This window comes from Isoptericola sp. NPDC060257, assembly GCF_042726645.1.
Classification (GTDB): domain Bacteria; phylum Actinomycetota; class Actinomycetes; order Actinomycetales; family Cellulomonadaceae; genus Isoptericola; species Isoptericola nanjingensis.
This window is the reverse complement of the sequence record NZ_JBHXAW010000057.1, coordinates 1-19,085: the sequence shown is the minus strand read 5'-3', so window position 1 is coordinate 19,085 and position 19,085 is coordinate 1. Positions and strand designations below refer to the sequence as shown.

At 74.3% G+C, this 19,085-nt stretch carries 12 protein-coding genes and 1 pseudogene; 8 read left to right on the top strand and 5 right to left on the bottom strand.

Going from position 1 to position 19,085, the window contains the following annotated elements; genetic code table 11:
* Positions 1–299: pseudogene (locus ACFWEK_RS07155) on the bottom strand (hypothetical protein); the annotation flags it as partial.
* 203 nt (positions 300–502) lie between these two features.
* Between ACFWEK_RS07155 and ACFWEK_RS07150 the strand changes: the two are divergent.
* From ACFWEK_RS07150 to glf, 4 genes are all read left to right on the top strand, one after another.
* Positions 503–2,464, top strand: a complete 1,962-nt coding sequence (locus ACFWEK_RS07150; protein ID WP_430553589.1) for a peptidoglycan recognition protein — start codon at positions 503–505, stop codon at positions 2,462–2,464.
* A gap of 62 nt (positions 2,465–2,526) precedes the next feature.
* Positions 2,527–4,401, top strand: a complete 1,875-nt coding sequence (locus tag ACFWEK_RS07145) for a glycosyltransferase (RefSeq protein WP_430553588.1) — start codon at positions 2,527–2,529, stop codon at positions 4,399–4,401.
* Between the two features lie 10 nt (positions 4,402–4,411).
* Entirely contained in the window at positions 4,412–6,298 is a 1,887-nt protein-coding gene (locus ACFWEK_RS07140) for a glycosyltransferase (protein ID WP_430553587.1), read from the top strand.
* Between the two features lie 13 nt (positions 6,299–6,311).
* Positions 6,312–7,448, top strand: a complete 1,137-nt coding sequence (gene glf / locus ACFWEK_RS07135) for a UDP-galactopyranose mutase (protein WP_430553586.1) — start codon at positions 6,312–6,314, stop codon at positions 7,446–7,448.
* A 40-nt stretch (positions 7,449–7,488) separates the two neighbouring features.
* Here glf and ACFWEK_RS07130 read toward each other — a convergent pair whose 3' ends face one another.
* Both ACFWEK_RS07130 and ACFWEK_RS07125 read right to left on the bottom strand, forming a co-directional pair.
* Positions 7,489–9,600 carry an acyltransferase family protein gene (locus ACFWEK_RS07130; protein ID WP_430553585.1) on the bottom strand — a complete coding sequence of 704 codons (2,112 nt, stop codon included), beginning with the start codon at positions 9,598–9,600 and terminating at the stop codon, positions 7,489–7,491.
* 111 nt (positions 9,601–9,711) lie between these two features.
* The gene (locus ACFWEK_RS07125; protein ID WP_430553584.1) at positions 9,712–10,728 is read right to left on the bottom strand and encodes a hypothetical protein; all 1,017 of its coding nucleotides are present in this window, start codon (positions 10,726–10,728) and stop codon (positions 9,712–9,714) included.
* A gap of 139 nt (positions 10,729–10,867) precedes the next feature.
* On the opposite strand from ACFWEK_RS07125, the gene ACFWEK_RS07120 reads away from it, so the two are divergent.
* A complete protein-coding gene (locus tag ACFWEK_RS07120; protein ID WP_430553583.1) occupies positions 10,868–11,713 on the top strand; it encodes a TylF/MycF/NovP-related O-methyltransferase in 846 nt (281 codons plus the stop codon).
* A 1-nt stretch (position 11,714) separates the two neighbouring features.
* On the opposite strand, the gene ACFWEK_RS07115 is transcribed toward ACFWEK_RS07120, so the two are convergent.
* Together ACFWEK_RS07115 and ACFWEK_RS07110 are read right to left on the bottom strand one after the other, a co-directional pair.
* Entirely contained in the window at positions 11,715–12,836 is a 1,122-nt protein-coding gene (locus ACFWEK_RS07115) for an acyltransferase family protein (protein ID WP_430553582.1), read from the bottom strand.
* Between the two features lie 88 nt (positions 12,837–12,924).
* A complete protein-coding gene (locus ACFWEK_RS07110; protein ID WP_430553581.1) occupies positions 12,925–15,390 on the bottom strand; it encodes a glycosyltransferase in 2,466 nt (821 codons plus the stop codon).
* Between the two features lie 160 nt (positions 15,391–15,550).
* Between ACFWEK_RS07110 and ACFWEK_RS07105 the strand changes: the two genes are divergently transcribed.
* Genes ACFWEK_RS07105 through ACFWEK_RS07095 form a run of 3 tightly spaced genes read left to right on the top strand, consistent with a single transcriptional unit; the run spans position 15,551 to position 19,079 of the window.
* Positions 15,551–17,041, top strand: coding sequence for a glycosyltransferase (locus tag ACFWEK_RS07105; RefSeq protein WP_430553580.1), 1,491 nt, complete (start codon positions 15,551–15,553; stop codon positions 17,039–17,041).
* Positions 17,042–17,088: 47 nt separating this feature from the next.
* Positions 17,089–18,387: a CDP-glycerol glycerophosphotransferase family protein gene (locus ACFWEK_RS07100; RefSeq protein ID WP_430546717.1), complete on the top strand. Its 1,299-nt coding sequence runs from the start codon at positions 17,089–17,091 to the stop codon at positions 18,385–18,387.
* Positions 18,384–19,079 carry an NTP transferase domain-containing protein gene (locus ACFWEK_RS07095; RefSeq protein ID WP_430546716.1) on the top strand — a complete coding sequence of 232 codons (696 nt, stop codon included), beginning with the start codon at positions 18,384–18,386 and terminating at the stop codon, positions 19,077–19,079. The genes ACFWEK_RS07100 and ACFWEK_RS07095 overlap by 4 nt, the downstream gene beginning before the upstream one ends.
* Positions 19,080–19,085: the final 6 nt, after the last annotated feature.

Below are 19,085 nucleotides of genomic sequence, written 5' to 3'. Positions count from 1 at the left end.
GCGACCTTCCCGCCGGAGTAGTAGTGCTGGAGGATGCTCCAGCTGGCGGACCCCTGCCGCGCCATCTGATAGGCGCCGTACTGCGGCATCCCCACGCCGTGGCCGAAGCCCGAGCCGGTCAGCGTGAAGGACGACGGGACCGCGGCCTCGGCGGACGTCGCGGCCACCACGGTGCCGCTCACCGCCAGCAGGCCGGCGACGGCCGCGGCCACGGCGCGCCGCAGCCGGCGCCGCGGTCCGGGCCTCCCAGGTCGTCGGGCCACGGTCGACAGTGTCGAGAGCTCGTGCGTCATCGTCATGCACCCCCTCATGCACTGTGCCTCAGGGGCGGCGCACGAGCATCCGGAGGAGAAGGATCCCCGTTCGAGGTGCTGGTCGACCGATCCGTCCCTATCGTCGTGCGGGTCAGGTGCCCGGCGCGACGATGCGCGACCTCGATCGGCCCAGAGATCGCCCGAAGATCGCCCGAAGATCGACCAGAGCTGGACGAGCGGAGACGAGCATGACGACGACACGCAGGGTTCGACGGGCGGCCCGGACCGCCGTCACGACGTCGACCGTCGTGGCGCTGGCCCTCGCGGGGGTCGTGCTCCCCACGGTCTCCCTCCCCGTCCCGAAGGCGCACGCCGTCGCCCCGGACGTGGAGGACGTCCCGGTGCGCGGCATCGACGCCGGCGCCCGGCACGAGAAGGGGGCGCTCACCGACGCCGTCGGGCACGAGCACGACGCCGCGGCCGAGGCCGCCGGGAACACCGCCGCGGTGGAGGGTGCCGAGACGCTGAGCGACGTCCCGACGCCCGAGCCGGACGAGGGGGCGCTCGCTGCGCTGAGCGAGCGCACCACGACGCAGGACTTCCTGGTCGCCGGGGTGACGTGGGACGGGACGTCCACCGCGGCGGTGACCGAGGTGGCGGTCCGTGTGCGCGAGTCCGGGACGTGGAGCGAGTGGCAGTCGCTCGGCATCGACGACATCGGGCTGCCCGGCAGCCGGGCGGGGACCGAGCCGCTCGTGACGGCAGGGGCCGACGGCGTCCAGGTCCGCGTGCGCACCGAGAGCGGGGTGCCGCCGACCGGCCTGAAGGTCGACGTCGTGGACCCGGGGACCTCGCGGGCCGACGCGTCCGTGGGCGACGACCAGGCCCCCGCGGCGTCCGCCGACGCGGGCACCGGGACCGAGATCCGCCCGAAGATCGTCAGCCGCTCCGGGTGGGGTGCGGACGAGTCCCTGTCCGGGAAGTGGCCGGAGATCTCGGGCAAGCTCAAGGCCATCTACATCCATCACACGGCGGGCACCAACAGCTACAAGGAGAGCCAGTCCGCTGCGCTGGTGCGCGGCGTCTACGCCTATCACACGAAGTCCCGGGGCTGGCCCGACATCGGCTACCAGTTCCTCGTGGACAAGTACGGCAACATCTTCGAGGGGCGCAAGAAGTCGCGGTGGGACAACCCGGTCGGCGCGCAGGCCGGCGGGTACAACACCGGCACCATCGGGATCTCGGCGATGGGGAACTTCGACACGGCGAGGCCGTCGAGCGCGCTCGTCACGGCGCTCGCCAGGGTCGTCGCCTGGAAGAGCTATCGGTACGGGATCAACCCGCGCGGGACGGTGGTGCTCCCGACCGGCGGGAGCACGGGCTCGGGGACGCGCGCCAAGCCCGGCACCGACGTCAGGGTGCCGACGGTGCTCATGCACCGGACCACCAACCTGACGGCCTGTCCGGGGCAGTACCTGGCGGCCAAGATGGGCACGATCCGCTCGGGCGCCGACTCGCGGCGGGACGCCGCGATCAAGAAGTACGGCGGGATAGCCCCGACGGTCAAGGCGCCGACGCGCGTCGACCCGACGTCGAACCAGGTGCCGGTGCAGTGGAACGGCAGCTCCACGTACCGGTGGAAGCCGGTCTCGGGCGCGTCGAGCTACCAGGTGCTGCAGCGCTACGCGAGGTGGAACGAGGGCATGCCGTACACGTACTACTGGCGGGAGGTGAAGCTGACGTCCGGGACCTCGATCACGCTCGGCCAGAGCGCCGGCCAGTCCCGCGAGCTCGCGGTGCGGGCCGTCGACCCCGACCATCGCCGCGGACCGCTCACCACGCTGGCGCGGACCAACAGGGCGATCAGTCCCTCCAGCTGGAAGAAGTCGTCCGGGTGGAAGAAGGTCACCGGCTCGTCCTACTTCGGCGACTACGCGTACCGCACGACGACGAAGGGCGCCTACGTCCAGCTCCCGGGCGCGAAGCAGGTGCGTCGCGTCGTGATCCGCGGGGCGACCAGCCCCTCGGACGGTCGCCTGCAGGTGCGGGTCGGCGGGAAGGCGATCGAGACGCTGGACTTCGGCAGGGCGTCCGACGGCGACCGGATCTTCACGGTGTGGGTGCCGAGGACGAGCGGCACGGTCACGCTCAAGACGCTGGACTCCGGCAAGCAGGTGCGGATCAGCAAGATCGCCCTGACGAGGTGGTAGCGGACGGTGCCTGAGAGGCCGGTCGGCGGGGACGACCGGCGGCGGACGCTAGGGTCGGGCGCGTGCACCTGGCGCAACAGCTGATCCTGACGCTCCCACCCGACCGCCGAGCCCTGGCCGTGGAGGAGGGGCCCGCCGTCGTCGCCGACGGCGCGGTCCGCGTGCCTGCGGGCAGGAGCCAGGGGCTCGCCACCTACTTCTCCGCGTTCCCCGCCTCCTACTGGGTGCGCTGGGCGGGCGCCGGGACCGTGCGGCTGGAGGTCGCCGCGGCCGGCGCCGGCACGCTGCGACTCGTCCGCTCGGACGCGCGCGGTGCCGCGTCGGTCGTGGGGTCCGCGCCGGTCGACGGCGGCACGGTGACGCTCGACGCCGACGTCTCGGGCATGGCCGACGGCGGCTGGCTGTGGTTCGAGGTGGACGCGGGCGACGCGGACGTCCTGGTCACCGACGCGCGTTGGCTCGTGGACGTCGCGCCGCGGCGGACGGGCGACGTGTGCCTGTCGATCACCACGATGGACAAGCCGGAGTACTGCGTCGCGACGCTGCGCCGGATCGCGTCGTCGGAGGCGCTCCGCGGCGCGGTCGGGACGGTGTTCGTGATCGACCAGGGCACGCGACGCCTGGTCGACCATCCCGACTACCCGGAGGTGGCCGCGGCCCTCGGCGACCAGCTCACGGTCGTCGAGCAGGGCAACCTCGGCGGCTCCGGGGGCTTCTCGCGCGGCATGCTCGAGACGCTGGACCGCGACGGCGCGGACGCCGTGCTCATCCTCGACGACGACGTCGAGGTGGAACCCGAGGCGCTGCTCCGCGCGATCCGGTTCCACCGCGCCGCGCGCGAGCCCGTCGTCGTGGGCGGGCACATGCTCGACCTGAACCGCCCCACGGTGCTCAACTCCTTCAGCGAGGTGGTCCACGAGGGGACCTTCAACTGGGGTCCGCCCGAGGCCGACCAGCAGTGGCACGACCTGGCCGCCGCGCCGCTACGGGACACCCCCTGGCTGCACGCGCGCGGCGAGAGCGACTTCAACGGCTGGTGGATGTGCCTCATCCCCACCGCCGTGCTGCGCGACGTCGGGCTGTCGCTGCCGCTGTTCCTCAAGTGGGACGACGCCGAGTTCGGGCTGCGCGCGCGGGACGCCGGCCACGCCACGGTGTCCTTCCCGGGCGCGGCGCTGTGGCACGTGGCGTGGACGGAGAAGGACGACACCGTTGAGTGGCAGGCGTACGTGCACGTGCGCAACCGGATCGTCGCGGCGCTGCTGCACGCCCGCCGCCCGCGCGGCGGCCTGCTCCTGGCGAACCTGCTCGCCACCGACCTCAAGCTGCTGCTGGGGATGCGGTACTACCCGGTGGACCTGCACGTCCGAGCGCTGCGCGACCTGCTCGCCGGGCCGGGCGACCTGCACGCGGGGCTCGGCGACGTCGTCCCCGCGTCGCGCGCCGTGGGCGCGGCCTACCCCGAGACGACCACGTACCGGCCCGGGGACGCGGTGTTCGACGCCGCGGTGGCGCGGCGCTGGACGGCGCCGGCCCGGCCGAAGCCCACCTCGCCGGTGGCGCTCGTGCGGCTCACGCTGCGCGGCCTGGCGCGCAACCTGCGCCCGGCGCCCGGCGGGATGCCGCGCGGCGCGCTGACCCGCGACCAGGCCACCTGGTGGGAGGTGCCGGAGCACGACTCCGTGCTGGTGCTGGCCGGCGACGGCGCGTCCGGGACCTGGCTGCGCCACGAACGGCGTCGCGTGTGGCGCCTCGCCGGCGCGACCGTGGTGGCCCACCTGCGCCTCGCGGCGCGGTGGGGCGCGGTGTCCCGGCGCTGGCGCGCCGCGGCACCGGCGCTGGCGGCGCCGGAGACGTGGCGCGCGACCTTCGCCCGTTCCGCGGGCGCTCCGCACGACGCACCGGGCGGGGTCCGGCGCCCCTCCCCGCACCACTAGGATGTGCGGGATGTCCTCTCCCACCGTCGTCGCGGTCGTCGTGTCGTACAACAGGGCCGCGCTGCTCGGCGCGGCCCTCGACGCGCTGGCCGCCCAGAGCCGGCCGATCGACCGCACGGTCGTGGTCGACAACGCGTCGACCGACGACGCCCTGCAGGTCGCGCGGTCCCACCCGAGCGCCCCGGAGGTCGTGGCGCTCCAGCGCAACACCGGCGGCGCGGGCGGCTTCGCCGTCGGCCTCGCGACCGCCGTCGCCGACCTCGAGGCCGACCTCGTGTGGCTCATGGACGACGACACGGTCCCCACCGAGACGGCGCTCGAGGCCCTGCTCGGCGCCCGCGACGCCTATGCCGGCGACGTCACCGCGATGGCGAGCCGCGTCGTGTGGACCGACGGCAGCGACCACCCGATGAACACGCCCCGCAGCCGCCCGGGGGCGTCCCCCGCCGAGGCGGCCCGGGCGCGCGCCGCCGGCGCGATGCCGGTGCGGTCGATGTCGTTCGTCTCGATGCTGGTCGACGCGGACGCGGTGCGGGAGCACGGCCTGCCCGTCAGCGACTTCTTCATCTGGAACGACGACTTCGAGTACTCCACGCGGCTGCTGCGCCGCGGCACCGGGCTGTACGTGCCGGGCAGCGTCGTCGAGCACCGCACCGCCCGGCTGGTCGGCACCGACCACGACCCCGGCCCGCGCTTCTACTACGAGGTGCGCAACAAGATCTGGACGTTCACGCGGTCGTCCGCGCTCGCGCCCTCCGAGCGGCTGCTCTACGGCGGCTCCACGCTGCGCCGCTGGGCCCGCACCGTCGCGCGCTCGTCCGACCGCGGCACCCTGCTCAAGGCCGGCGGCCGCGGGCTGTGGCACGGCGTCGTGCGCCGGCCGCGGGCCGACAGCGAGGTGCTCGCCGGCGTCGGGCCCGCCGCCCTCAGCGTGGCGCGCGTCGAGCGGGGGCAGGACGGCGACGGCATGACATCTGAGCGCCCGACTGTTAATCGGACGGTCGTTGGTTCTGCGTCCGATGCACCAGTTGTTGCTCGCGGCGTTCTCGACGACCACCGGTTCTCCGTGCTGCTGCCCGTGTACGCGGGCGACGACGCCGCGCACCTGGAGCGCAGCTTCCTGTCCGTCACGCGCGACCAGACGCTGCGGCCGGACGAGGTCGTCGTCGTGCGCGACGGGCCCGTGGGCGAGGAGGTCGCCGCCGTGCTCGGGCGCCTGCACGAGCTCAGCGCCGTGCCCGTCACGCTGGTGCCGCTGGAGAGGAACGTGGGTCTCGCCTGCGCGCTGGAGGCCGGGCTGGAGGCGTGCAAGCACGAGATCGTGGCGCGCGCCGACGCGGACGACATCTCCCGGCCCGAGCGGTTCGCCGCGCAGGTGCCGCTCGTGGCCGCCGGGTGCGACATCGTCGGCTCGGCGATCCAGGAGTTCGACGACGACGAGCACGCGCCCGGCATGGTGCGCGTGCCGCCCACGGGCGACGCCATCGCGACCACCGCACGGTTCCGCGACCCGTTCAACCACCCGTCGGTCGTGTACCGGCGCTCGGCGGTCGCCGCCGCGGGCGGGTACGAGCACCTGGACCTCATGGAGGACTACCTGCTCTTCGCCCGCATGATCGCGGGCGGCGCGGACGCGGAGAACGTCGTCGAGCCGCTGGTGCTGTACCGCGTCGGCGCCGGGGCCTACGCGCGCCGCGGCGGCCGCCGTCTGCTGGCGTCCGAGCTCGCGCTGCAGCGCACGCTGCACGCCGAGGGCTTCCTCACCGGGCCGCAGATGGTGCGCAACGTCGTGGTGCGCGCCGGCTACCGCGTGGTGCCGGAGCGGGTGCGCAAGGCCGGGTACCGCGCGTACACCCGCCTGCGCGGCGGCTACGAGCCCGACCGACCGACCCCCTGACCAGGAGGAAAGCATGACCGACCTCGTCGTCGTCGGTACCGGGCTGTTCGGCCTGACCGTCGCGGAGCGGATGGCCGAGCAGGGGCGCAAGGTGCTCATGATCGACCGTCGTGACCACCTCGGCGGCAACGCGTACAGCGAGACGGACCCGGACACGGGGATCGAGGTGCACCGGTACGGGGCGCACCTGTTCCACACGTCGAACGAGCGGGTGTGGGAGTACGTCAACCGGTTCACGGCGTTCACGGGCTACGTGCACCGGGTGTACACGACGCACCGGGGCGAGGTGTTCCCGATGCCGATCAACCTGGGCACGATCAACCAGTTCTTCCGGTCGGCGCACGGGCCGGACGCGGCGCGGGCGCTGGTGCGCGAGCAGGCGGCGGAGCTGGGGGACAAGCGGCCGTCGAACCTGGACGAGCAGGGCGTGTCGCTGATCGGGCGGCCGCTGTACGAGGCGTTCATCCAGGGGTACACGGCCAAGCAGTGGCAGACGGACCCGCGGGAGCTGCCGGCGTCGATCATCTCGCGGCTGCCGGTGCGCTACACGTACGACAACCGGTACTTCAACGACACGCACGAGGGCCTGCCGGTGGACGGGTACACGGCCTGGCTGGAGCGGATGGCCGACCACCCGAACATCGAGGTGCGGCTGTCCACCGACTTCTTCGACGACGCGCAGCCGGTGAGCAAGAAGGCCGTGGTCGGTCAGGTGCCGGTGGTGTACACCGGGCCGGTGGACCGGTACTTCGACGACGCCGAGGGCTCGCTGTCGTGGCGGACGCTGGACTTCGAGCGCGAGGTGCTGCCGGTCGGCGACTTCCAGGGCACGCCGGTGATGAACTACGCGGACACCGAGGTGCCGTACACGCGCATCCTGGAGTTCCGCCACTTCCACCCGGAGCGGGAGTACGCGAGCGACAAGACCGTCATCGTGCGCGAGTTCTCGCGGTTCGCCGAGCGCGGCGACGAGCCGTACTACCCCGTGAACACGCCCGCGGACCGCGAGCGGCTCAAGCGCTACCGCGAGCTCATGGCCGACGAGCCGGAGGTGCACTTCGGTGGCCGGCTGGGCACGTACCAGTACCTCGACATGCACATGGCGATCGGCTCCGCCCTGTCCATGGTGGACAACAAGCTCACCCCCTGACTCCGGCCCGCCTGTTCGGCAGCGCGGGACGGCGGGTCGGTCAGACGGGGAGGCCGACGTCGCGCAGCTCGCGCTCGAGGTAGGGCGTCATGGTGCGCGTGTACGTGGCGGTGAGGTGGTGCGTGTCGCGGTACACGTTGACGCCGCCGATGACGGCGGGGCAGGTGTCGTCGCGGCAGTACAGCGGGGTGAGGTCGACGAACGAGGCGCCGGGCACCTCCTCGGCGGCCTCCTCGAACACCTGCGGGTCGGGGAACGCCTGGTCCTCGGGCAGGTCGCAGCGGGTGGGGTCGGCGGCCAGACCGCCGTCGAGGCACTGCGACGGTTCCTCGTCGTGCTGCGGGTTGTCCGAGAGGGCGATGACGGGGACACCTCGCTCGGCGACGGGACGCCACGCGGCGGCGAGGTCGGACGCCTGCCGGTCCGGCTTGCCCGAGAGGAACTTGAGGGACCCGGTGGTCACGACGGCGTCCGTCGTCCCGGCGTGCCGCTCCAGCCACGGTTCGAGCTTGTCCCGCCACTCCTCGCAGGTGCGGACGCGCTCGCCGTCGGCGTCGACCGGCCCGGTCGTCCAGGCGCACGAGTTCTTCAGGTGAGCGGTGACGCTGACACGCCCCTCGGCGGCGAGCTGACGGAACGCGGGCAGCAGCGCGCGGGCGTGCGAGTCGCCGACCAGGACGACGTGCGGCACGTCGGGGTCGTCGACGGGGCCGAACGTGCAGTCCGCCAGCGCGGTCCCGTCGACGTCGACGAAGCAGTCCCGGGGTCCGGCGACGTCGTCCGCGACGGCGACGGGTGCGGGGACGACGACGTCGTCGAGGGCGGGGTTGTCGCACGGGTGCTCGGGGTCCATCTCCTCGGCCCCGAAGCACGACGGCGGGTCGGCGACGACCCGGGCCGCGATCGCCGCCTGCTCCTGCGCGCGGTGCTGCGCCACGGCGACGCCGCCCCCCGCGACGAGGGCGAGCGCGGCGGTCGCGGCCGCGGTGACGCCGAGGGCGCGGCGCGGGCGCTGCAGCCCCCAGCGCTCCGTGAAGCGCGCCGGGTCCTCCACCCAGCGCTTGGTCGCCGCGGCCAGGAGCACGACGCCGGCCAGCAGCGCCGCCCGCTCGAGCAGGCCCGCCTCGTGCCCCAGCACGAACGGGGCGAGGACGATCGCGGGCCAGTGCCACAGATACAGCGCGTAGGAGATCTCGCCGGTCTGCTGCACGGGGCGCCAGGCGAACAGCGGCGCGGGGGAGAGGCGCCCCGCCGGCGCACCGGCGGCGATGACGGCGACCGTGCCGAGCACGGGCACGAGCGCCGCCGTGCCGGGGAAGGGCGTCGAGTCGGTGTACGCGAGGGCGCAGCCGGCGAGGATGGCCAGGCCGGCCCAGCTCAGCGCGGTGCGCACGCCGTCCGTCGTCGGCCGCCGGCCCGGGCGGGCGAGCCACAGGGCCAGCAGCGCGCCGGCGCCGAACTGCCAGGCGCGGGTCGTGGTGGCGAAGTAGGCGGGGGCGGGGTTCGCCGTCGTCAACCACAGCGAGTACGCGAACGAGGCGGCGGTGGCGGCGCCGAGGAGGAGCGTCGTCGTGCGGCGCAGGGTCCCGGCCCGCCGGGCGGCGACGGCGGTGCCGAGCAGGACGAGCAGCGGCCACACGAGGTAGAACTGCTCCTCGGTCGACAGCGACCAGTAGTGCTGGACCGGCGACGGGTCGCCGTCGGCAGCCAGGTAGTCGACCGCGTCGCCGGCCAGCACCCAGTTCTCGACGTAGAGCGTGGCGCCGAGCGTCTCGCGGAACCACTGCTGCCACAGGGACTGCGGCGCGAACAGCAGCGTCGCGACGACGGTCGCGGCGAGGACGACGTAGGCGGCGGGCAGCAGGCGGCGCGCCCGGCGCGCCCAGAACCGCGCCAGCCGGACCCGGCCCGTGGACTCCGCCTCGCGCAGCAGGTGGCCCGTGATGAGGAAGCCGGAGATGACGAAGAAGACGTCGACGCCCACGTAGCCGCCCGGCAGCCGGCCCGGCCAGAAGTGGTAGAGCACGACCAGGGCCACGGCCAGCGCGCGCAGCGCCTGGATCTCCGGGCGGAAGGTCCGAGACGGCCGGCGGGGGTCGCCGTCCGGGGCGGCGGGCGCGCCGGACGTGCGGTCGCGGACGAGCGTCGTCATGCGGAGGGATCACCGTGGAGATCGGGAGCGGAGGGGCGGTCAGGCTAACCATGAACCCGGTGCCCAGGGCAAACCGACGGGATCGCCGGCTCGGCCGACGCGCCCGCCCGGTCAGGAAGCGGCGGCCCGCACCTCGCGCACGGACGGTCCGACGACGGGGGAGGCCACGGCGAGCGTCGCGAGCTCGTGCGCAGCACGGAGGCGATGGCGCAGCTCCGGCGTCGCACGGTCGGTCCACCAGGCGTCGGGCACCGCGTGCGGGACGACGGCCACACCGCGCGGCACGAGCAGCCGTGAGAGCGTGAGGGCGGCGGCGGAGGGCAGCGTGACCACGCGCTGGCCGGGCCGCAGGCCCCGCAGCCGGAGCTCCACCGGCGCTCCGGGTGCGTCCACCTCGATCCCCGGCGCCTGCTCGAGGAGTGCCGAGATCCGCGGGTCGTGGCGACGGTGCGGCACGTACCGGACAGGTCCGTCGGCGGCGACGCCACGCACCCAGGCCACGTACCGGTCGGGGTGCAGCAGCCCGTCCGCCGCCAGCGCCGACCCGAGCACCACCGTCGGCTCCGCCGGCGCGTCGGCTGCGGGCCGGCCCCGCAGCCACCCGAAGGCGTGCTCGAGCACGTCGATGCCCAGCAAGCGCAGCCAGGCGCGCAGGTCCGGGTCGAGCGGGAGGGCGGTGCACAGGCTCAGCCCGCCGTCCTCGGCCACGCGACGCATCCGGAGCGCCGCCAGCGCGCCGAGCCCGAAGCGCAGCGACCCGGGCGGGGCGCCGATCCGCACCAGCGAGCTGCCCGACGTCAGGCGGTGGGCGAGGTCGAGGATGCCGAGCCCGTCGTCCACGACGATGATGCGCTGCGGCGGCCGCAGCGCCCGGACCAGCGCGGACTGGAACGCGCCGGCGAACGGGTCCCCGACCACCACGACGTCGTGCGGCAGGCGCCGCGGCGCGGGTGCCACGTCGACGTCCAGGCCGGGGGGCAGGCCGAGGGCGCGCACGGCGTCCACGTCGCCGGAGAGGGCGGGGACGTCGGCGCGCGCCAGCACCCGGGTACGTGCGCCTGCGTGCCCGGCGGCGTGCGCCTCGACGGCGGACAGCAGCTGGAGCGGGGACTCGACGAACGCGGTCACGTCTCCACTGTCACCGGGGCGGGCGACGCGCAGGGGACGTCGGCGTGGCCGGGGGATGAACGCTCGGTGGTCGTGCGGGGACGCCCCCGTGGCCGGCCGACGGTTCCTGAGGTTCGATGGAGGAATGTCCGGACGGAGCGTGCGAGACCGGCTCGTGGCCGCGCTGCGCCGGGGCGGACGGCCGGGGACGGGCCGAGCCGGGCACGACGAGGACACCGCCGCGCTGCGTGCGGAGCTGGACGCGCGCCGTGCCGAGGTGCGCCGGCTGCGCAGGCGGGTCCGCGAGCTGGAGGCGGGCCTGCTCGACGACCTGCCCGATCAGGTCGGCGCCGTCGCGCGCGCGGTGCGTGCCGAGCACCTGACCCTGCTCGGCGCCCGCCCGCTGCACGACCTCGCGCAGGCCGTGCTCGAGGCCGAGGCGCGGGACCTGCCCGGCGTGCTGCTGGAGTGCGGCACGGCCCGCGGGGGGTCGGCCATCGTGATGGCGGAGGCGAAGGCGCCGGGGCGTCGGCTCTTCGTCCACGACGTCTTCGGCCTCATCCCTCCGCCCACGCAGGAGGACGGCGAGGACGTCCACGCCCGGTACGCCACGATCGTCGAGGGGCGGGCGGAGGGGCGCGGCGGGGAGACCTACTACGGCTACCGCGACGACCTGTACAGCGAGGTGCGGGACTCGTTCGCCCGGCACGGCCTGCCCGTCGACAGCTCGGGCGTGACGCTGGTCCGGGGGCTGTTCGAGGACACCCTGACAGGCGACGAGCCGGTCGCGGTCGCGCACCTGGACGGCGACTGGTACGCGTCGACACGCACCTGCCTGGAGCGCGTGGTGCCGCGCCTCGTCCCCTCGGGCAGGCTCGTCGTCGACGACTACTTCGCCTGGTCGGGGTGCCGCAAGGCGGTCGACGAGTTCCTCGCCCGCGAGGGCACGAGGTACGGGCTGGTGCGCGAGATGCACGCGCGACTCCACCTGGTGCGCACCGCGTGAGTCAGCGCCGTGCGGTGTCGAGGGTCTTCTCGAGGCCGGACCGGACGCCCTGGCGCAGGCGGTCGTGCACGCGGTTCTCCACGAGGTGGTGCAGCACCGCCGCGAGGGCCAGGGAGAGCGCGGTGGCGATCCCCAGCACCACCCAGCGGGACGCGTCGTCGTGGAGCACGTCGATCACGGCGAACCCGAACTGCCCGTGCACGAGGTACAGCGGGTAGGTGAGCGCGCCGAGCGTCGAGAGCACCCGCCAGTCGACGTGCCGCAGCGGCCCTGCGCTGAGCGCCCAGATGAGCCCGACCATCGCGATCACCGCGGCGGCGCAGACGACCGCCGAGACGGGCGCGCCCACCAGCTCGGAGGCCCGGCCGGCGTAGTGGTACGCCTGGCGCACGCACAGCACGCTCGTCAGGGCGATGCCGAGCCACACCGCGAGGTCGCCGCCGTCGCGGTAGACGAGGAAGAGCAGCATGCCGACGGCGAAGTAGGGGGCGTAGGACGGGATCAGCACCGCGCTCAGCAGGTCGGCGTCGTTCGCCCTGGCGAGCTGCGCGACGAGCGGCCACAGCACCGCGAGGGCGATCACCCGGCGGCGGGTGACCCCCACGAGGATGAACGCCCCCACGATCAGGTAGAAGAGCATCTCGAACCAGAGGGTCCAGAACGGGCCCTGCACGTCGGTGGCGTCCCAGGCGTTCTGGATCATCGTGAGGTTGAGCAGCGAGTCCATCGCCGAGGCGTCCCGCCCGTCGTGCCACACGAGGTGCAGCATCACCGTCAGGACGACGGCGGCCCAGTAGGCGGGGAACAGCCGCGCGACGCGCGACGCGGCGAAGGTGGTGACCGGTCGGCCGTACGCCGTCATCAGGATGACGAACCCGCTGATCATGAAGAACAGCTGGACGCCGAGGAACCCGTACCGGGTGACCTGGTTGAGCCCGGGGAAGACGTCGGACGGCGCTGCACCCCAGTGCGGCATGCCGATCCCCGTGTAGTGGTAGCCGAGCACGAGGAGCGCGGCCAGGAACCGCAGCCCGTCCAGCCCACGGAGGCGTGGTCGGGGCCCCACCCGGGCGGGGGCGGAGCTCCCGACGGACGGCACGGACGTGGTCGTCGGGGAGATCATGGGCGGCGACGATACCCGGTCGGGTGACCTGGGCGACCATCGCGGACGGGCTCGGACGAGAGCCCGTCCGCGATCCGGCGGCGCGCGGCTACCGCGCGGCAGGGGTCGCGGGCCTGGCGGCGCGCTCGCGCCACAGGTCCTGGCGCGCGACGTAGGCCTCGTCCCACGGCTTGACGGGGTCGGCCCAGTGCACGAGCCGCGCCGGGGCGTCCGGCAGGTCGCGCGTCGGCACGTGGTCCCACGCCGCGTCGAGCTCGGTGCGGTGCGGCCCGACGTACAGGTGCAGGGCCTCGCGCGCGTCGATCCGGAACTCCCGCATGGCGGCGAGCGACTCCGCCGCGTACCCGTCCGCCCGCAGGCGGGCCAGGTCGAGCACCATGACCCCCGTGTCGAACGCGTTGAAGTCGAACACGTGCCGGGCGTGGATGCGGCGGTAGAAGTCGTAGGCCGTCGCCGGCGCGTCGTCCAGGCGGCGGGCCGCCCGGTACAGCAGGCCGAAGCCGCTCGGGTCGGCATGCGAGGTGTGCCTGGCCGCGACGGCCGTGGGGCCCAGGTCGACGGCGGCGAGCTCCGCGACGTCACCCAGCACGACGGCGTCGACGGGCAGCACCACGGCGCGGTCCACGCCGGGCAGCAGGTGCGGCAGCAGCACGTGGTGCGCCCGCTGCGACGTCGTCAGCCCGAGCGCCTCGAGGTCGAGGGCCGAGGTCGGTACCCGGTGCACGGAGGTGCGCGCGGAGAGCTCGGGCAGGCTGAGCCGGCCGACGCCCGGTCCCACGAGCCAGACGCGCAGCGGCACGGACGCGGACGCGTCGAGCGCTCGCACGGCCTCGCCCACGTGGGGGAGCTGGCTGTGCCGGGGCAGGAGGACCACGTCGACGGCGCCGTCCACGGCAGGGGCCGTGACCGCGGCGGGGGCGGCCGCCTCCGCCGGACCGACGGGGAGCGCCGGCAGCGGCGTCGCCGCGACGTGCCGTGCGCGGGCGGCCTCCACCTCGGGGGCGACGGTCTCGCGCCACAGCGCGTACACGGCCTCGGCGTCGCGGCCCTCGAAGATGGCCGTGAGGACCGGTTCGAGCCGCGCGATCATGCCGGTGCGGATGGCCTCGAAGCCGTCGTGGTCGAGCGGGTGCAGCCCGCTGAAGCGCACGTCCGCGAAGTTCGCGGGCTGGAAGTCGACGTCCAGCCCCAGCGACGTCGTGGGCAGGTAGCAGTGCAGCCGCTTCGTCACGACGTGCGTGAACGACGTGCGGTACCACTCGAGCAGCCGCACCGCCTCGCGCATGTTCTCCACGAAGGTGCGGTCCTTCACCTCGCGGTAGCTCTGCTTGATGTTGTCCTGCCCGTCCGGCACGGGCTCGCGCACGGCGTCCACGTAGACGGTGGCGGGCGCGGGACGCTGCTCGAGCTCGGGGAAGACCGTGCTGACGGTGGTCGTGAGGCAGCCGGAGAAGAACGCGGGGACGTCGAGCGACAGCAGCAGGTCGACCGTGGTCCAGTCGCGGCAGCCCACCGGGCCGTGGGCCCGCAGGTAGTCGAGCACCTCCGGGGTCAGCAGACCGCGCTTGTTGCAGTGGAACGAGACGAAGACCGGCCGGAGGTTCTCGTGCATCGGGAAGTCCCAGACGCCGGTGCCCGCCAGGTCGTGGGAGTGCCAGCCGAACTCGAGCAGCCAGGTGCCCTCCGGGAACGCCTGGAACGACGACCCGTCGCGGTCCACGCGGTAGAGCTCGACGTCGGTGGCCTCGCCGTCGAGGCGCAGCCCGGGTCGCACCCGCTCCTGCATCTCCCGGGCGAAGCCGACCAGGTCGGCGTCGCCGTGGAAGCGCAGGTTCTGCCGGCGCACGACGTGCCCGAGGGACGACAGCGTCTGCACGTGGTCGCCGATGTTCTGCGACGACTTCCCCTTGCCGGGCTGCACGTAGTCCATGACCGCGAAGGGCACGCGCGCGCCGGGCGCCGGGGCGGTGGTGTGGCGCTCGGCCCCGCGCCAGCGCTCGAGCCACTCGACCTCGGCGGCGCCCCCGGGCCACTGCTTCTCGTTCGCGCGGTACGCCGCGACGAACCGGTCGTGCACGGCGTGCCGCAGGGCGTCGTCGCCGTGCGCGAAGACGGAGCGCAGCGCCGTGTGCCAGGTCCGGGCGTCCGGGGCTGCGCCGGCGCCGTCGAGCCAAGTGCGCACCAGCGTGAGCCCGCGCTGCGGGTCCACGCGGAAGAGCGACTCGACGTAGGGCACGGGCGCCACCGCCAGCGCCTCGCCGCCCGCGCGGTCGAAGAGGTCCAGCGCCCGCTCGTGCAGGTGGCGGCGGTGCGCCACCAGGCCGCCCGCGACCAGCGCGTCGGGGGTGGGGGACGGCGCGGCCAGGGCCTCGTCGACACGCGACTGCGCGCCCTTCTGGTCCTTGGCGTGCAGGAGGCCGCGGACCTCGTGCACCACGGGGTGCGTCCGCGCGAGGACCTCCGGACCGGAGGGTTCCGGACGTCCGAGCGCGGCGCGCAGCGCGCGGCGGGCGCCGCGCAGCAGGGTGGCAGGGTGCAGCGGGCGAGAGGGCATCAGAGCTTCCGGTTCGGTGTCGACGGGGCCGGCCGATACTACATCGGACGACTCGGATTTGCGGGGGCCTCGGCTCGCCCGTCCACCCCTCGGGCGACCCCCGTGTCCGGGAGGGTGCCGCGTGCGGGACCGGGCGAACCTCAGACCCTACGATGGGCCGGTGCCCCACAGCCACGGACCGACGACGACCCGCCTGCCCGACGGGGGGTACGCCGCCGCGACCTGGTCGATCCCCGCCGACTTCGGCGGGATGACGTCGGCCCTGCTCCGGCGCTCCCGGGCGTTCGTGGACCAGGGCGGGGTGCCGGTGCGGGTGCTCACCTTCGACCCGGCCCTCGACGTCGACGCGGCCCGTGCCGCCCTCGAGGAGCGCGGCCAGCTCGTGCCGGGCGTCACGCTGCACAACCTGTGGGCCGACGTCCGCGCGATGCCGGACGAGAAGGTCGGGGCGCGCGCCGGCGCCGCTCCGCGGGACCTCCCGCGCGGAGCTCCGGGGGAGCGGGTGCGCCTGGAGCAGGACGGGGAGTCCACGCGGCACCTGCACTTCCGGCCCGACGGCTCCCTCGCCGCCGCGGACGAGAGCACCCCGGCCGGTCGCGAGGTGCGGTTCTACACCAGCGACGGTCGGCCGGGGCGCCGGTGGTCCACCGTGTGGGCGCTGTACCGGCACTGGGTCGGCACCGTGCTGACCGAGCGGCCGACGTACCTCGTGGTCGACTCGAAGGCGCTGACCAAGTTCTTCGCCAGCCTGCAGATCAAGGGCATCTACACGCTGCACCTGGTGCACGGGGCGCACCTGACGGCCGCGGCCGAGGACGCGCACGGGCCGCTCGCGGGGACGCGCGCCCCGATGATCGAGCACGTGGGCGACTACGACGCCGTGGTGCTCCTCACGGAGGGCCAGCGGCGCGACGTCCACGACCGGGTGGGCGTGCGGGACAACACGTACGTGGTGCCGAACAGCACCGACCTGCCCGACGGCGCGCTGCCCGCGCACGCCGACCGGTACCGCGGGGTGATGCTCGCCAGCCTCAGCCGCCGGAAGCGGGTCGGCCACGCGATCGCGGGGCTGCGCCGGGCGAAGGTCCGCAGCGGCCTGCCGCTCACCCTCGACGTCTACGGCGACGGGCCGGAGCGGGCTCGCCTCGAGCCCCGTGCGGCGAAGGTCCCCGGCGTGACGCTGCACGGGTACGTCCCGGGCGCCGCGGACCGGCTGGCCGACGCCTCGTTCCTGCTGCTGACGAGCAGGGCGGAAGGGCTGCCGCTGGTGTTCGCGGAGGCGATGGCGCGCGGGTGCGTGCCGATCGCGTTCGACATCCGCTACGGCCCCGCGGACATCATCACCGACGGCGTCGACGGCTTCCTCGTGCCGGACGGCGACGTCGACGCGCTCGCGGCGGCGATCGTGCGCTTCGTGTCGCTCGACGACGACGCCGTGCGCCGCATGCGCGAGGCCGCGGTCGCGACCGCGCAGCGGTACTCCGACGCAGCGGTCGTCGGACGGTGGGCGGAGGTCTTCGCGGACGTCGCCCGTCGTCGACCGGTGTCTCCGCGGGCCGCCGGCCGGCCGGTCGGCGCGGAGCCCCGGGGATCGTCGCTGTCCCGGGCCGCGCGGAGGGTGGCCGGTATGCTGCGACGCGCCGGTCGCTGACCGGACCAGACCGCAATCCACCCTGAGATCCACCCTGAGGAGGGGCCTTGACCGCCACACCCCGCGGCGCCACGTGGCGCCGCCGGATCCGGTCCCTGGGGGGCAAGGCGATCCGTCGGCTGGGGCTGCTGCCCGGCGGCATGCCGGACGGGCTGGGCGAGGACCAGGAGCTCCTCGGCACCTCGTGGCCGTACGAGGTGCTCGTGTACTTCGCCGACACCCCCGACGCGCTCTACCAGATCGAGCAGTGGTACGACACGTTCCGCGCGCTGCACGCCGAGCACCCCGTGGTCGTCGTGACCCAGGACTCCCGCACGGCGCGCGCGATCCGCCGCGACAGCGGGCTGGACGTGCGCACCGTGGCGCACTACACGACCCTCGACGACGTCCTCGGCCGGTCGCCGACGAAGCTCGCCCTGTACGTCAACCACAACCCGCAGAACTTCACCTGCCTGCGTTTCGGGCAGCTCGTGCACGCGTCGCTGATGCACGGCGACAGCGACAAGCTCGTCACGGTGTCGAACCAGACCAAGGCGTACGACTTCTCGTTCGTCGCGGGGCAGGCCGCCGTCGAGCGCATGGCGCGGTTCAGCACCCTGTACGACGCGCACGAGCGGTGCGTGCCGGTGGGCCGCCCGCAGCTCGACGACCAGCTGCGCCTGCGCGCGCGGACGCCCCGCGGGCCGCTGCCCACCGTCCTGTACGCCCCCACCTGGGAGGGCGGCCAGCCGTCCGCGGAGTACGGGACGGTGGCCACCCACGGGCTCACGATCGTGCGCGCCCTCGTGGAGTCGGGCCGCTACCGGGTGCTCTACCGCCCGCACCCGCTCACCGGCGTCCGCGTCGCCGCGTACGGCGAGGCGGACAAGGCGATCCGGGAGTACCTCGCGGCGGCGCCAGCGCCCGCCGAGGGTCCCGCCCACGGCACCGACACCCACGGCGACGTCGCCCCGGCGTTCGCGGCGGCCGACCTCCTGGTCTGCGACGTCTCCGGCGTGGCGATGGACTGGCTCGCCACCGGCGAGCCGATCGTCGTGACCCGGCCGGTCGGCGACGTGATCATCGCGGCGAGCCCGCTGCTGGAGCTCGCGCCGTCGCTGCCCGTCGCCGCCCTCGGCGACGTGCTGGCCACGGTGGACCGCGAGCTCACCGAGGACCCGACGCGCGACCGGCGCCACGCGCTGCGCGAGCACTACCTCGGCGACACCGCTCCCGGCGCCTCCACGCAGCGGTTCGTCGCCGCGTGCGAGCGCCTCATGCAGATCCGCGACCGCGAGGTCGCCCGGGTCGAGGCCCACGGCGCGCCGAGCGCCGCACCGACAGGTAACGAGAGAGGAACGCGATGAGCATCCAGACAGTGATCCTGGCGGCGGGCATGGGGACCCGCCTGGGCCGGCCGCACCCCAAGCCGCTGACGGAGCTGCGCGACGGACGCACGATCCTCGCCCAGCAGCTCGGCAACCTCCGCTCCGTCTACGGCCGTGAGGCCGAGGTGCTGATCGTCGTCGGCTTCAAGCTCGAGATGATCCTCGAGGCCGCGCCGAACGTGGCGTTCACCTACAACGAGGTGTACGACCAGACGAACACGTCGAAGAGCCTCCTGCGCGCCCTGCGCGTCACGGGCGACCGCGGCGTGCTCTGGCTGAACGGCGACGTCGTCTTCCACCCGGACGTGCTGCGCCGCGTGCAGCCCCTCATCGACGAGGGCCGCTCGTTCGTGTGCGTCAACACGTCCTCCGTCGGCGACGAGGAGGTCAAGTACACCGTCGACGACGACGGCTACGTCAACGAGCTGTCGAAGAAGGTCGGCGCCGGGGCGCTCGGGGAGGCCGTGGGGATCAACTACGTCGCGGCCCAGGACAAGGCGAAGCTGCTGCAGCGTCTCGACGAGGTCGACGACCAGGAGTACTTCGAGGGCGGGCTCGAGCTCGCCATCGCGCACGACGGCGTGAAGGTGCTGCCGGTGGACATCTCCGACCTGTACGCGGTCGAGGTGGACTTCGCCGAGGACCTGGAGCGGGCGAACCAGGAGCTCTGACCCGCC

Bases quoted from the DNA above. Each gene is read 5' to 3' on its own strand.
- ACFWEK_RS07150 (WP_430553589.1), top strand. From the start codon at position 503: ATGACGACGACACGCAGGGTTCGACGGGCGGCCCGGACCGCCGTCACG.
- ACFWEK_RS07140 (WP_430553587.1), top strand. From the start codon at position 4,412: ATGTCCTCTCCCACCGTCGTCGCGGTCGTCGTGTCGTACAACAGGGCC.
- glf (WP_430553586.1), top strand. From the start codon at position 6,312: ATGACCGACCTCGTCGTCGTCGGTACCGGGCTGTTCGGCCTGACCGTC.
- ACFWEK_RS07130 (WP_430553585.1), bottom strand. From the start codon at position 9,600: ATGACGACGCTCGTCCGCGACCGCACGTCCGGCGCGCCCGCCGCCCCG.
- ACFWEK_RS07115 (WP_430553582.1), bottom strand. From the start codon at position 12,836: ATGATCTCCCCGACGACCACGTCCGTGCCGTCCGTCGGGAGCTCCGCC.
- ACFWEK_RS07110 (WP_430553581.1), bottom strand. From the start codon at position 15,390: ATGCCCTCTCGCCCGCTGCACCCTGCCACCCTGCTGCGCGGCGCCCGC.
- ACFWEK_RS07095 (WP_430546716.1), top strand. From the start codon at position 18,384: ATGAGCATCCAGACAGTGATCCTGGCGGCGGGCATGGGGACCCGCCTG.